This is a genomic window from Pantoea eucrina (assembly GCF_020079945.1).
GTDB lineage: Bacteria > Pseudomonadota > Gammaproteobacteria > Enterobacterales > Enterobacteriaceae > Pantoea > Pantoea eucrina.
Genome location: NZ_CP083448.1, coordinates 2,572,741 through 2,587,632 on the forward strand (window position 1 = coordinate 2,572,741; position 14,892 = coordinate 2,587,632).

Annotated in this window: 9 protein-coding genes, 1 tRNA gene, 3 rRNA genes and 1 other annotated feature; of the genes, 5 read left to right on the forward strand and 8 right to left on the reverse strand. The window is 54.0% G+C overall.

What is annotated here, in order from left to right:
• Positions 1-59 precede the first annotated feature (59 nt).
• Complete coding sequence (pssA, locus tag LAC65_RS12290) at positions 60-1,415, forward strand: CDP-diacylglycerol--serine O-phosphatidyltransferase (RefSeq protein WP_039379782.1); 1,356 nt, start codon at positions 60-62, stop codon at positions 1,413-1,415.
• A gap of 4 nt (positions 1,416-1,419) precedes the next feature.
• Positions 1,420-1,740, forward strand: coding sequence for a YfiM family lipoprotein (locus LAC65_RS12295; RefSeq protein ID WP_039379784.1), 321 nt, complete (start codon positions 1,420-1,422; stop codon positions 1,738-1,740).
• On the opposite strand, the gene LAC65_RS12300 is transcribed toward LAC65_RS12295, so the two are convergent.
• The 8 genes from LAC65_RS12300 to rluD all read right to left on the reverse strand — a co-directional run bounded on the left by LAC65_RS12300 (position 1,741) and on the right by rluD (position 13,198).
• The gene (locus LAC65_RS12300; protein WP_039379786.1) at positions 1,741-3,045 is read right to left on the reverse strand and encodes an MFS family transporter; all 1,305 of its coding nucleotides are present in this window, start codon (positions 3,043-3,045) and stop codon (positions 1,741-1,743) included.
• Between the two features lie 270 nt (positions 3,046-3,315).
• Positions 3,316-3,431 (reverse strand): 5S ribosomal RNA (gene rrf, locus LAC65_RS12305).
• Positions 3,432-3,494: 63 nt separating this feature from the next.
• A 23S ribosomal RNA gene (locus LAC65_RS12310) occupies positions 3,495-6,400 on the reverse strand.
• A 212-nt stretch (positions 6,401-6,612) separates the two neighbouring features.
• Positions 6,613-6,687: transfer RNA gene (locus tag LAC65_RS12315), tRNA-Glu, on the reverse strand.
• 87 nt (positions 6,688-6,774) lie between these two features.
• Positions 6,775-8,317 (reverse strand): 16S ribosomal RNA (locus LAC65_RS12320).
• Together the 16S, 23S and 5S rRNA genes with 1 tRNA gene alongside form the textbook arrangement of a ribosomal RNA operon.
• Before the next feature lie 474 nt (positions 8,318-8,791).
• A complete protein-coding gene (clpB, locus tag LAC65_RS12325) occupies positions 8,792-11,365 on the reverse strand; it encodes an ATP-dependent chaperone ClpB (RefSeq protein ID WP_039379788.1) in 2,574 nt (857 codons plus the stop codon).
• 127 nt (positions 11,366-11,492) lie between these two features.
• Positions 11,493-12,221 carry a peptidoglycan editing factor PgeF gene (gene pgeF, locus LAC65_RS12330; protein ID WP_039379790.1) on the reverse strand — a complete coding sequence of 243 codons (729 nt, stop codon included), beginning with the start codon at positions 12,219-12,221 and terminating at the stop codon, positions 11,493-11,495.
• On the reverse strand, positions 12,218-13,198 hold the full coding sequence (gene rluD, locus LAC65_RS12335) for a 23S rRNA pseudouridine(1911/1915/1917) synthase RluD (RefSeq protein ID WP_039379792.1): 981 nt from the start codon (positions 13,196-13,198) through the stop codon (positions 12,218-12,220). Before rluD ends, pgeF begins: the two co-directional genes overlap by 4 nt.
• A gap of 128 nt (positions 13,199-13,326) precedes the next feature.
• On the opposite strand from rluD, the gene bamD reads away from it, so the two are divergent.
• From bamD to pheL, 3 genes are all read left to right on the forward strand, one after another.
• Positions 13,327-14,064, forward strand: a complete 738-nt coding sequence (gene bamD, locus LAC65_RS12340; protein ID WP_039379794.1) for an outer membrane protein assembly factor BamD — start codon at positions 13,327-13,329, stop codon at positions 14,062-14,064.
• A 255-nt stretch (positions 14,065-14,319) separates the two neighbouring features.
• Entirely contained in the window at positions 14,320-14,646 is a 327-nt protein-coding gene (gene raiA, locus LAC65_RS12345; protein ID WP_039379797.1) for a ribosome-associated translation inhibitor RaiA, read from the forward strand.
• A 98-nt stretch (positions 14,647-14,744) separates the two neighbouring features.
• Positions 14,745-14,870 (forward strand) — a sequence feature (Phe leader region).
• Positions 14,746-14,793, forward strand: a complete 48-nt coding sequence (gene pheL / locus LAC65_RS12350; protein ID WP_144380315.1) for a pheA operon leader peptide PheL — start codon at positions 14,746-14,748, stop codon at positions 14,791-14,793. It overlaps the preceding feature by 48 nt.
• Positions 14,871-14,892 lie beyond the last annotated feature (22 nt).

Genomic DNA, 14,892 nt, shown 5'->3' on the forward strand with positions numbered 1-14,892 from the left:
TAGGATCATGATTTGATGGCAAAAGGCCATACAAATGAACAGAGAAGAAGTGCACTGTGATGTTGTCTAAATTTAAACGCAATAAACACCAACAACACCTCGCACAGCTGCCTAAACTGTCACAATCTGTGTCGGATGTGACCACGCTTTTTTCGCCCGCTGAGTTTCGCGAAACGCTGCTGGCAAAAATTGCAGCGGCAGAAAAACGCATCTGTATTGCTGCGCTCTATCTGGAAAATGATGATGGCGGCCGCAGTATTATGGAGGCGCTGTATGCGGCGCGTCAGGCTCGTCCGGAACTGGATATCGCCATTCTGGTAGACTGGCATCGTGCGCAGCGTGGACGTATCGGTGCAGCGCGTGGCCTGACCAATGCTGACTGGTACTGCGAGATGGCTACCCGGCATCCGGATATTGCTATTCCGGTTTATGGTATTCCGGTTAATACGCGGGAAGCGCTGGGCGTCCTGCATCTCAAAGGTTTTATCATCGACGATACGCTGCTTTACAGCGGAGCCAGCCTGAATGATGTCTATCTGCATCAGCATGAACGGTACCGCTACGATCGCTATCAGCTGATTCGTAATCCACAGTTAACGAATGCGATGTATGAGTGGATCGATGAAAACCTGAAACAGTCTGACGCGGTCAACCGCCTCGATCAGGCTGAGCGCCCTTCCAGCCCGGAAATCAAAAACGAGACGCGTCAGTTTCGCAGCGAGCTGCGCAATTTTCATTATCATTTTACCGGTGATGCCGGCAACGATACGCTGGCGGTGACGCCGCTGGTGGGTCTGGGCAAACGCAGCTTACTTAACAAAACTATTTTCCATCTGATGCCCTGCGCCGAGCAAAAGCTGACGCTCTGCACACCCTACTTTAATCTGCCTGCCATTCTGGTGCGTAACCTGATCCATCTGCTGCGTCAGGGCAAGGATGTTGAGATTATTGTCGGTGATAAGACGGCGAACGATTTCTATATTCCGCCGTCTGAACCCTTCAAAGTGATCGGCGCCCTGCCCTATCTTTATGAGATCAACCTGCGTCGCTTCCTCAGCCGCCTGCAGTACTATGTTGATAACGGTCAGCTGACGGTACGCCTGTGGAAAGATGGTGAAAACAGCTATCACCTGAAAGGCATCTGGGTTGATGATGAGTGGATGATGATCACCGGCAACAATCTCAACCCGCGCGCGTGGCGTCTGGATCTGGAAAACGCGGTATTGATTCACGACCCGCTTAATCAGCTGGCGGAACAGCGCGAGAAAGAGCTGACGCTAATCCGCGAGCATACGACGGTGGTCACTCACTTTCGCGAGCTGGAAAGTATCTCTGACTACCCTGCCAAAGTGCGCAAGCTTATCCGTCGACTGCGGCGCATCCGCATCGATCGGTTGATCAGCCGGCTGCTGTAAAGTCATGCGGGCGTACATCCTCTGTATAGCATTGCTGTGTAGCGGATGTGCGCATCAGGCGCAGGATCGCTGGACCGGTAAAGATAAAGTGCAGCACTATGTTGCCTCAGCGCTGCTTGCCGCCGCCGGCAGCGAAATCTCCCGTCATCAGCAGCAGGATAATGCCCAAAATATGGCTTTTGGCCTGATGTTTTCACTCAGTTTTGGCGCGGCAAAAGAGCTCTATGACAGCCGTGCAGCAGGAAGCGGCTGGAGCTGGAAAGACCTGGCATGGGATGCCGCCGGCGCTGCCAGCGGCATCATGCTCTGGAATATCCGTCACTGACTACAGCGCAATTCCTTTTCCCTTACGATGCAGCATAAGTGAGACCAGGAAAGAGAGCGCGCCCATGGCTGAGACATACCAGAAGAAGCTGGTTTCGATACCTTCTCTTTTCATCAGCAGGGCGACATATTCAGCCGAGCCGCCAAAAATCGCGTTGGCTACCGCATAAGAGAGTCCTACGCCCAGCGCACGCACCTCCGGCGGAAACATCTCGGCTTTAAGGATCCCGCTGATGGCGGTGTAGAAACTGGTGATAATCAGCGCCAGCATAACCAGCAGGAATGCGACCCAGTGGCTCTCAGTATGCTGCAGCAGCAGCAGAACAGGTACGGTACAGGTTGCGGCACCCGCGCCAAATATCATCATGGAAGCACGCCGTCCGATTTTATCTGATAGCGCACCGATAACAGGCTGGATCACCATAAAAACCAGTAACGCCCCCGTCATCAGACCGCTGGCACTGCGCGCGTCCATTCCGGCACTATTGACCAGATACTTCTGCATATAGGTGGTAAAGGTGTAGAAACTCAGCGAGCCGCCGGCGGTAAAACCCAGCACCATAAAGAATGCGCGTGAGTGATTGCGCAACAGCCCGATAACGCTGCCCGCATCACGATGCGCGCGATGTGACTTTTCAGAGGTTTCATTCAGAGAGCGTCGCAGCCAGAGTGCGACGATAGCCAGCCCGGCACCGATGAAAAACGGGATGCGCCAGCCCCAGCTGCGCAGCGCCTCATCATCCAGTAGCTGCTGCAGTACCACGACGGTTAACACCGCCATCAGCTGGCCGCCAATCAGCGTCACATACTGAAAAGAAGCATAAAACCCTTTGCGGCCTTCCAGCGCGACTTCACTCATATAGGTTGCACTGGTGCCATACTCGCCACCCACTGACAGCCCCTGAAACATACGCGCCAGCAGCAGAATAACCGGCGCGGCTATGCCAATTTCGCCATAGTCTGGCAGACACGCAATGACTAAAGAGCCCAGACACATCATGCAGACCGAGATCAGCATAGACGTTTTACGTCCGTGCTTATCGGCAATATAGCCAAACAGCCAGCCGCCGATCGGCCGCATCAGAAAACCTGCAGCGAATACCCCGGCAGTTTGCAGAAGCTGTGTGGTGGTATCACCTGCCGGAAAAAAGACATGAGCAAAATAGAGGGAGAAAAAAGAGTAAACGTAAAAGTCAAACCACTCGACCAGGTTACCGGACGACGCCCCGACAATTGCCCGGATCCGTTGCCGCGTCTCTGCTGCTGATACAGGCGGTCTGCTGTTTTGATGTTCCTGATGGGTCATGCTTTACCTCATTTCCTTGCGAAGAAAAAACGCGAAGCGGGTAGTAAAACATTAGTTTGCCCGATAAGGGAATTGGCTCTGCTCTGGAATGAGAAGCGGTAGTAAAGGATGAAGGGAGCAGCTGTCGCTACTGGATATCAATCAGCCTGATCACGTCGCAGACTTTATCGTCAGCTGGCTGAAAAAAGGTTAACTTTTACGCATTCCTGAGCTTTCTGCGGACGTAAAAAAGCCCTGAACGCGTGTTCAGGGCTCTCTTACTTGATGGATGCCTGGCAGTTCCCTACTCTCGCATGGGGAGGCCCCACACTACCATCGGCGCTACGGCGTTTCACTTCTGAGTTCGGCATGGGGTCAGGTGGGACCGCCGCGCTGTGGCCGCCAGGCAAATTCTGTTATCCGGCAAAACAAGCTGAAAATCGGGTCTCTCAAAACGCCTCTGGCGTTGTAAGGTTAAGCCTCACGGGTCATTAGTACCGGTTAGCTCAACGCATCGCTGCGCTTACACACCCGGCCTATCAACGTCGTCGTCTTCAACGTCCCTTCAGGGCTCTCAGGGAGCCAGGGAGAACTCATCTCGGGGCAAGTTTCGTGCTTAGATGCTTTCAGCACTTATCTTTTCCGCACTTAGCTACCGGGCAGTGCCACTGGCGTGACAACCCGAACACCAGCGGTGCGTTCACTCCGGTCCTCTCGTACTAGGAGCAACCCCCCTCAATTCTCCAGCGCCCACGGCAGATAGGGACCGAACTGTCTCACGACGTTCTAAACCCAGCTCGCGTACCACTTTAAACGGCGAACAGCCGTACCCTTGGGACCTACTTCAGCCCCAGGATGTGATGAGCCGACATCGAGGTGCCAAACACCGCCGTCGATATGAACTCTTGGGCGGTATCAGCCTGTTATCCCCGGAGTACCTTTTATCCGTTGAGCGATGGCCCTTCCATTCAGAACCACCGGATCACTATGACCTGCTTTCGCACCTGCTCGAGCCGTCACTCTCGCAGTCAAGCTGGCTTATGCCATTGCACTAACCTCCTGATGTCCGACCAGGATTAGCCAACCTTCGTGCTCCTCCGTTACGCTTTGGGAGGAGACCGCCCCAGTCAAACTACCCACCAGACACTGTCCGCAGCCCGGATAACGGGCCCACGTTAGAACATCAAACGTTAAAGGGTGGTATTTCAAGGATGGCTCCACGCGGACTGGCGTCCGCGCTTCAAAGCCTCCCACCTATCCTACACATCAAGGCTCAATGTTCAGTGTCAAGCTGTAGTAAAGGTTCACGGGGTCTTTCCGTCTTGCCGCGGGTACACTGCATCTTCACAGCGATTTCAATTTCACTGAGTCTCGGGTGGAGACAGCCTGGCCATCATTACGCCATTCGTGCAGGTCGGAACTTACCCGACAAGGAATTTCGCTACCTTAGGACCGTTATAGTTACGGCCGCCGTTTACCGGGGCTTCGATCAAGAGCTTCTCCTTGCGGATAACCCCATCAATTAACCTTCCGGCACCGGGCAGGCGTCACACCGTATACGTCCACTTTCGTGTTTGCACAGTGCTGTGTTTTTAATAAACAGTTGCAGCCAGCTGGTATCTTCGACTGGCCTCGGCTCGGGGAGCAAGTCCCTCCACCTACGCGCCAGCGTGCCTTCTCCCGAAGTTACGGCACCATTTTGCCTAGTTCCTTCACCCGAGTTCTCTCAAGCGCCTTGGTATTCTCTACCTGACCACCTGTGTCGGTTTGGGGTACGATTTCGTGTTGCCTGGAGCTTAGAGGCTTTTCCTGGAAGCAGGGCATCAGTTACTTCGGCTCCGTAGAGCCTCGTCGTCACGCCTCAGTGTTAAAGAAGACCGGATTTGCCTGGTCTTCACACCTGCACGCTTAAACCGGGACAACCGTCGCCCGGATAACCTAGCCTTCTCCGTCCCCCCTTCGCAGCAACACCAAGTGCAGGAATATTAACCTGCTTCCCATCGACTACGCCTTTCGGCCTCGCCTTAGGGGTCGACTCACCCTGCCCCGATTAACGTTGGACAGGAACCCTTGGTCTTCCGGCGAGCGGGCTTTTCACCCGCTTTATCGTTACTTATGTCAGCATTCGCACTTCTGATACCTCCAGCAGCCCTCACAGGCCACCTTCTGCGGCTTACAGAACGCTCCCCTACCCAGCGACGCAAGCGTCGCTGCCGCAGCTTCGGTGCATGGTTTAGCCCCGTTACATCTTCCGCGCAGGCCGACTCGACCAGTGAGCTATTACGCTTTCTTTAAATGATGGCTGCTTCTAAGCCAACATCCTGGCTGTCTGTGCCTTCCCACATCGTTTCCCACTTAACCATGACTTTGGGACCTTAGCTGGCGGTCTGGGTTGTTTCCCTCTTCACGACGGACGTTAGCACCCGCCGTGTGTCTCCCGTGATAACATTCTCCGGTATTCGCAGTTTGCATCGGGTTGGTAAGCCGGGATGGCCCCCTAGCCGAAACAGTGCTCTACCCCCGGAGATGAGTTCACGAGGCGCTACCTAAATAGCTTTCGGGGAGAACCAGCTATCTCCCGGTTTGATTGGCCTTTCACCCCCAGCCACAGGTCATCCGCTAATTTTTCAACATTAGTCGGTTCGGTCCTCCAGTTAGTGTTACCCAACCTTCAACCTGCCCATGGCTAGATCACCGGGTTTCGGGTCTATACCCTGCAACTTAGCGCCCGGTTAAGACTCGGTTTCCCTACGGCTCCCCTATGCGGTTAACCTTGCTACAGAATATAAGTCGCTGACCCATTATACAAAAGGTACGCAGTCACCCCCATAAAGAAGGCTCCCACTGCTTGTACGTACACGGTTTCAGGTTCTGTTTCACTCCCCTCGCCGGGGTTCTTTTCGCCTTTCCCTCACGGTACTGGTTCACTATCGGTCAGTCAGGAGTATTTAGCCTTGGAGGATGGTCCCCCCATATTCAGACAGGATACCACGTGTCCCGCCCTACTCTTCGAGCTCACAGCAAGTGCGTTTTCGTGTACGGGGCTGTCACCCGGTATCGCGCGCCTTTCCAGACGCTTCCACTAACGCACAAGCTGATTCAGGCTCTGGGCTGCTCCCCGTTCGCTCGCCGCTACTGGGGGAATCTCGGTTGATTTCTTTTCCTCGGGGTACTTAGATGTTTCAGTTCCCCCGGTTCGCCTCGCAGCACTATGTATTCATGCTGCGATGATGCACTGGGTGCACCGGGTTTCCCCATTCGGACATCGCCGGCTGTAGCGGTTCATATCACCTTGCCGGCGCTTTTCGCAGATTAGCACGTCCTTCATCGCCTCTGACTGCCAGGGCATCCACCGTGTACGCTTGGTCGCTTAACCTCACAACCCACAGGCGTTTTGAACGCTGTGAATCGCGATAATCTTGAGACCCGGCCGCATCGCGCATCGTTCTTATTACGGAGAACGAATACGACGCGGTCGTTTCAAATTTTCAGCTTGTTCCGGATTGTTAAAGAGCAAATATCTCAAACGCGACTCGCAAGCCGGTTTTGAGATACTGTGGAGACACCTTTCACCTGTCACCAAGCAAGTGGCGTCCCCTAGGGGATTCGAACCCCTGTTGCCGCCGTGAAAGGGCGGAGTCCTAACCGCTAGACGAAGGGGACACATCGTGTCGCGACTTCGCAGCCGTCTTGCTCATTACTTTCTATCAGACAATCTGTGTGAGCACTTCGCGGGAAGGTATCTTCAGGTAAGGAGGTGATCCAACCGCAGGTTCCCCTACGGTTACCTTGTTACGACTTCACCCCAGTCATGAATCACAAAGTGGTAAGCGCCCTCCCGGAGGTTAAGCTACCTACTTCTTTTGCAACCCACTCCCATGGTGTGACGGGCGGTGTGTACAAGGCCCGGGAACGTATTCACCGTAGCATTCTGATCTACGATTACTAGCGATTCCGACTTCACGGAGTCGAGTTGCAGACTCCGATCCGGACTACGACGCACTTTATGAGGTCCGCTTGCTCTCGCGAGGTCGCTTCTCTTTGTATGCGCCATTGTAGCACGTGTGTAGCCCTGGCCGTAAGGGCCATGATGACTTGACGTCATCCCCACCTTCCTCCGGTTTATCACCGGCAGTCTCCTTTGAGTTCCCGGCATCACCCGCTGGCAACAAAGGATAAGGGTTGCGCTCGTTGCGGGACTTAACCCAACATTTCACAACACGAGCTGACGACAGCCATGCAGCACCTGTCTCAGAGTTCCCGAAGGCACCGAAGCATCTCTGCTAAGTTCTCTGGATGTCAAGGCCAGGTAAGGTTCTTCGCGTTGCATCGAATTAAACCACATGCTCCACCGCTTGTGCGGGCCCCCGTCAATTCATTTGAGTTTTAACCTTGCGGCCGTACTCCCCAGGCGGTCGACTTAACGCGTTAGCTCCGGAAGCCACTCCTCAGGGGAACAGCCTCCAAGTCGACATCGTTTACGGCGTGGACTACCAGGGTATCTAATCCTGTTTGCTCCCCACGCTTTCGCACCTGAGCGTCAGTCTTCGTCCAGGGGGCCGCCTTCGCCACCGGTATTCCTCCAGATCTCTACGCATTTCACCGCTACACCTGGAATTCTACCCCCCTCTACGAGACTCAAGCCTGCCAGTTTCAAATGCAGTTCCCAGGTTAAGCCCGGGGATTTCACATCTGACTTAACAGACCGCCTGCGTGCGCTTTACGCCCAGTAATTCCGATTAACGCTTGCACCCTCCGTATTACCGCGGCTGCTGGCACGGAGTTAGCCGGTGCTTCTTCTGCGGGTAACGTCAATCGGCGAGGTTATTAACCTCACCGCCTTCCTCCCCGCTGAAAGTACTTTACAACCCGAAGGCCTTCTTCATACACGCGGCATGGCTGCATCAGGCTTGCGCCCATTGTGCAATATTCCCCACTGCTGCCTCCCGTAGGAGTCTGGACCGTGTCTCAGTTCCAGTGTGGCTGGTCATCCTCTCAGACCAGCTAGGGATCGTCGCCTAGGTGAGCCGTTACCCCACCTACTAGCTAATCCCATCTGGGCACATCCGGTGGCGTGAGGTCCGAAGATCCCCCACTTTGGTCCGAAGACGTTATGCGGTATTAGCTACCGTTTCCAGTAGTTATCCCCCTCCACCGGGCAGTTTCCCAGACATTACTCACCCGTCCGCCACTCGTCACCCGGGGAGCAAGCTCCCCTGTGCTACCGTCCGACTTGCATGTGTTAGGCCTGCCGCCAGCGTTCAATCTGAGCCATGATCAAACTCTTCAATTTAAGTTTGATTTGCTTAAACAAGTTAAGCGGTGCTCTGTGAATTAAACTTCGTAATGAATTACGTGTTCACTCAGCAAAGACTTGATATTTTTTAAAGCCCGTAGGCTTGTGATATCAATCCTGCGAGTGCCCACACAGATTGTCTGATAAATTGTTAAAGAGCGGTGCAGCCAGCGCCTCAGGCGTCTGCTGCGAGGTGGCGTATATTACGCTTTCCTCCTCCGGAGTCAACCACTTTTTTCAGCGTTTTCTCCGGCGGGGTGAATCGCTTCACGCCCTGCTGAGTCCGTCTGCGTTGCCGCTTTGCCGTCTCAGTGGTGGCGCATTATAGGGAGTTCTCGCCGGGTGACAAGTGCTAATTTCAACTTTTTTACTCAGGCGCTCACTTTCCAGGCAATATGTTGTAAAAAGCAGCTTAGATGTATACTAAAGCAACAAAAAACGGGCCCGCAGGCCCGTTTTTATGCACAACAATTACTGATGAGCGACAATTTCGCCTTCGCTCACATCCATCTCGATGGTTTTTCCTGGCACAAACGCACCGGAGAGTATCTTCTGCGCCAGCGGGTTCTCAATATGCTGCTGGATAGCCCGTTTGAGCGGACGCGCACCGTAAACCGGATCGTAGCCATTCTCACCAAGCAGTTTCAGTGCTGCTTCAGAGATGTGCAGCTGATAGCCGCGATCTTCCAGACGCTGATAAAGCCGCTGCAGCTGTATCTGCGCAATAGAGGCAATGTGCTGCTCTCCCAGCGGATGAAAAACCACCACTTCATCGATACGGTTGATGAACTCAGGACGGAAGTGGTGTCCGACTACCGTCATGACCGTTTCTTTCATAGCCGGGTAATCAAGCGCACCGAAGCGCTCCTGAATTAGATCCGATCCCAGGTTCGACGTCATGATCACCACTGAGTTGCGGAAATCTACGGTACGCCCCTGACCATCCGTCAGCCGTCCATCATCCAGGACCTGCAGCAGGATGTTAAATACATCCGGATGCGCTTTCTCAACTTCATCCAGTAAGATTACGGAGTAAGGCCGGCGGCGTACCGCTTCAGTAAGATAACCGCCCTCTTCATAGCCGACATATCCCGGAGGTGCACCCACCAGCCGCGAAACCGAATGTTTTTCCATAAACTCAGACATGTCAATTCGCACCATCGCATCGTCGCTGTCAAACAGGAAATTTGCCAGCGCTTTACATAGCTCAGTTTTACCTACCCCGGTTGGACCGAGGAACAGGAATGAACCAATCGGGCGATTAGGATCGGACAGGCCCGCCCGGCTGCGACGGATGGCATTTGAAACCGCCTCTACCGCTTCGTTCTGGCCGATAACCCGCGCATGTAATTCCTGCTCCATACGCAGCAGTTTGTCGCGCTCACCTTCCATCATGCGTGCTACCGGAATACCGGTCCAGCGCGCCAGTACGTCGGCAATCTCAACCTCCGTTACGCGGTTGCGTAACAGCTTCATGATTTTGCCTTCAGCCTGAGTGGCACTCGCCAGCTGCTTTTCCAGCGCCGGAATTTTGCCATACTGCAGCTCTGACATTTGCGCCAGATCGCCTGTGCGCCGCGCCTGTTCCAGCGTTAGTCTTGCCTGCTCCAGCTCCGCTTTAATATTTTGCGTACCGGTGAGTGACGCCTTTTCAGCTTTCCACTCCTCTTCCAGTTCTGCATATTCGCGCTCTTTCTGATTCAGCTCCGTCTCCAGCATCTCCAGCCGTTTGACGCTGGCATCGTCAGACTCTTTCTTCAGCGCCTGCTGCTCCAGTTTCAACTGGATGATACGGCGCTCCAGACGATCGAGCGGCTCAGGTTTAGAATCGATCTGCAGACGAATACTGGATGCAGCTTCATCAATCAGGTCGATCGCTTTATCTGGCAGCTGCCGGTCGGCAATATAGCGATGTGACAACGTTGCAGCTGCCACAATAGCCGGGTCGGTGATCTGCACATGGTGATGCAGCTCATAACGCTCTTTCAGACCGCGCAGAATAGCGATGGTATCTTCGACGCTGGGCTCTGCTACAAATACTTTCTGAAAACGGCGCTCCAGGGCAGCATCCTTTTCTATATACTGCCGATACTCATCGAGCGTGGTTGCGCCAACGCAGTGCAGTTCACCACGCGCCAGAGCCGGCTTCAGCATGTTTCCTGCGTCCATCGCGCCATCAGCTTTGCCTGCGCCTACCATAGTGTGCAGCTCATCGATAAACAGAATGACGTTGCCTTCCTGCTTCGCGAGATCGTTCAACACGCCTTTCAGGCGCTCCTCAAACTCACCACGGTATTTGGCTCCCGCCACCAGCGCCCCCATATCCAGCGCCAGCACACGACGACCTTTCAGGCCTTCAGGCACTTCACCATTGATAATGCGCTGAGCCAGCCCTTCAACAATGGCGGTTTTACCCACACCGGGTTCACCAATCAATACCGGGTTATTCTTGGTACGGCGCTGCAGCACCTGGATGGTACGGCGGATCTCTTCATCGCGTCCGATTACCGGGTCCAGCTTGCCACGTTCGGCGCGCTCGGTGAGATCGATGGTATATTTCTTCAGTGCCTGGCGCTGATCTTCAGCTCCCTGGTCGTTCACGTTTTCGCCTCCGCGCAATTGTTCGATAGCGTTCGCGAGTTTGTCAGACGTCACGCCGGCAGCTTTAAGCAGATCCGCCAGTGAACCGCGTGAATCCAGAGCCGCCAGAACAAATAATTCAGATGAGATAAAGTTATCGCCGCGCTTTTGCGCCAGCTTGTCACACAGGTTCAGCACCCGCACCAGATCGGCTGAGGGCTGTACATCCCCCTCGGTGCCTTCGACCTGGGGCAGACGATTGATTGCCTGTTCAATACTGCTACGCAGAGTAGCGACATCGGCTCCTGCTGCGCTAAGCAGCGGACGCACCGATCCCCCTTCCTGATTGAGCAGTGCGCTCATCACATGAAGCGGTTCAATAAACTGGTTATCCTGTCCCAGAGCCAGGGACTGGGCATCAGCAAGGGCTAGCTGGAATTTGTTGGTAAGACGATCCAGACGCATAATTCCTCCCGTTACAGGTCAAAATGCTACTGGAGATTAAGATGAGGTCAGGCCTCAAATTTTCAAGGTTTCTGACCTGATATTGTGAGTAAAAAACAGGCTCCCCGGATCGTCTCAGGGCGTAAGGTTATTGCAGCCAGATTAATGTAGCCATACGCCCGGTAACGCCGTCGCGGCGAAAGGAGAAAAAATCCTGCTCTTCTGTGAACGTGCAGCGTCGTGAACCGCTGACAGAGATTACGCCTGCGCTAAGCAGACGCTGTTCAGCCAGTAGCCAGATATCCGCAAAATATTTTGCGCCTGCCGGACGAAAGGCCGCCTCTGCGCGAGCATCGTGGGCCATAAATGCCTGACGTACTTCCGCTCCTACTTCAAACGCACCGGGTCCGATAGCCGGGCCCAGCCAGGCATATACCTCGCTGGCCGGACAGTGAAAGCGGGCCAGCGTCTGTTCCAGCACGCCGTTACAGAGGCCGCGCCAGCCTGCATGGGCTGCTGCGACTTCAATGCCATCTTTACTGCAAAACACCACCGGCAGGCAGTCAGCCGTCATAATGGCGCACACCACGCCCGGCTCCCGGGTAATGGCCGCGTCAGCCTGTGGCAGCGCACAGGCTGCAGGCAGGCGCACTACTGCATTGCCATGTACCTGATCCAGCCACTGCGGCATCGCAGAAAGCGCTAATGTTTCTGCGATGTGCTGGCGATTACGCATCACGTGAGCGGGCGTGTCACCAACGTGTGCTGCCGGGTTAAGCGAATCCCAGGGTGCCAGGCTATGACCGCCCTGCCGGGTAGTGGAGCAGGCCCGAACGCGCTGCGGAGCAGGCCAGTCCGGGGTGATCCATTCGCTCATAGCCAGTCCATGCGATCGCGGAACTCTTCCGTATCGGCTTTTAAGGCGTCAATCAGATCAATCATGTCCTGCGGCAGCGGAGCATGCCACTCCATTTCAATACCGGTTATCGGATGATAGAGACGCAGCATCGTCGCGTGCAGCGCCTGACGATCAAATCCGCGCAGCGTACTAATGAACGCCTCTGACGCCCCTTTTGGCGGACGCGGCCGGCCACCGTAGAGCGGATCGCCTACCAGCGGATGGTTGATATGCGCCATATGAACACGGATCTGATGCGTACGGCCCGTCTCCAGGCGCAGGCGCAGACGCGTATGTGCCCGGAAATGCTCCATGATGCGATAGTGCGTGGTTGCCGGTTTCCCCATTGGATGAACGGCCATGTGGGTACGCTTGGTGGAGTGTCGCGCCATGGGTTCATCAACGGTGCCGCCAGCCGTCATCGTACCGATAGCAACCGCTTCATATTCACGTGTGATTTCACGCAGCTGCAGCGTTTCTACCAGGTGCGTCTGTGCCGGAACCGTTTTTGCCACAACCATCAATCCTGTGGTGTCTTTATCCAGGCGATGTACGATACCGGCGCGCGGTACATCAGCGATTGGCGGAAAGTGGTAGAGCAGTGCATTCAGAATGGTGCCGTCAGGGTTACCTGCTCCGGGGTGCACCACCAGATCGCGGGGCTTGTTGATAACCAGAATATGGTCATCTTCATAAACGATATTAAGAGGAATGTTCTGCGCCTCCCAGCGCTGTTCCTCTTCAATCTCAGCATCAATAGCCACCTGCTCACCGCCCAGAACTTTCTCTTTCGGTTTGTCGATGATAGTGCCGTTGACGCTGACGCGGCGATCGAGGATCCACTCTTTTATGCGGGAGCGTGAATAATCAGGGAACAATTCCGCCAAAGTCTGATCTAAACGTTGTCCAAGCTGTGCTTCGGACACCGTTGCGGTGAGTTGAACTTGTTGTGCCATATACAGCTTCTTCGTTAACGTTGGGTTTTACGGCGATGCCGTTTAATATAATGTGCTATCGTACTGGTCATTACCGGGAGCTATACGGACAGCTTCCGCCATAACATTTTGAGGATAATCATTTCGTCATGACGCGTATGAAACATCTGGTGGCTGCCGCCACATTGAGCCTGGCCCTGGTAGGCTGCTCTGGCTCATCTGATCCGGTTCCGGACAGCCCGCCGTCTGAAATCTATGCCACAGCTCAGCAAAAGCTGCAGGACGGTAACTTCAAAGCGGCAATTAAGCAACTGGAAGCGCTGGATAATCGTTATCCATTTGGTCCTTACTCGCAGCAGGTGCAGCTGGATTTAATCTACGCGTATTACAAAAATGCCGATCTTCCGCTGGCGCAGGCTGCTATTTCGCGCTTTATGCGACTCAACCCTACCCATCCAAATATCGATTACGTCATCTATATGAAAGGCCTGACGGATATGGCTCTGGATGATTCAGCGCTGCAGGGCTTCTTTGGTATCGATCGCTCCGATCGCGACCCTACCCACGCGCGCGATGCCTTCCGTGACTTCTCCCAGCTGCTGCGGAGCTATCCAAATAGCCAGTACGCTGCGGATGCCCAGAAACGCCTGACCTATCTGAAAGATCGTCTGGCGAAATATGAACTCTCGGTGGCGCAATTCTATACCAAGCGCGGGGCCTATGTCGCTGTTGTTAATCGTGTGGAAGGCATGATGCGTGATTATCAGGATACGCAGGCAACACGCGATGCGCTGCCGCTGATGGAGAATGCTTATCGCCAGCTGCAGTTAACGGCAGAAGCTGACAAAGTTGCGAAAATTATCGCAGCCAACAACAGCCAGAAATGAGTTAATCGTTCCTCTAAAAGCAGCCTCCGGGCTGCTTTTTTTATGTCCGCAAAGGCTCTCTGCGTTGCGGTTAACCTGTCAATCCTGCCCTGCTGTAGTGCTCGCTTCAAGCATTTTTTGCATAATCTCCGGTCTTTCTCGCAAATCTCCTGCGTTGACAAAATGTGACGCTCGTATGTGATCCAGATCACATAAATTCCTGTGTGGCGCGGTATGCTGGCTTTACCCAGACGGAAATGACAGAGAGGTTTAACTATGATTCTGAACATTACCAGCAAACAAATGGAAATCACTGCAGCCATTCGCAGCCATGTCGAAGACCGTCTCGCTAAACTGGAAAAGTGGCAAGCCCACCTCATCAATCCACACATCGTGTTGTCAAAAGAGCCTAAAGAGTTCGTAGCAGATGCCACCATTAACACGCCCAACGGTACTCTGGTCGCCAGTGCTAAACATGATGATATGTATACCGCCATCAACGATTTGATCGCGAAGCTGGAGCGCCAGCTAAATAAAGCTCAGCACAAGCCTGAAGCACGCCGCGCTGCCAGCAGTGTTAAAGATTTCATTCCGGCAGGATAAATTCTGCAGTTACAAAAAACGCGCCAGCCGGCGCGTTTTTTATTGACAGCTTTTAAGCAGTACGATTACTCTCAGGGCACTTACCTGCCGGAATAAACCATGAAACCTCAGCCATTTTTCTTCGCATTCTTTTTTACCTTCCCCTGAACGGGAGGCGCGTCGTCATGCGAAAATGAATGCGAAGACGAATGACAAAGCCTCCCCCACCGGGAGGCTTTTTTTTTAACTGTATTTACAGGTGAGCTT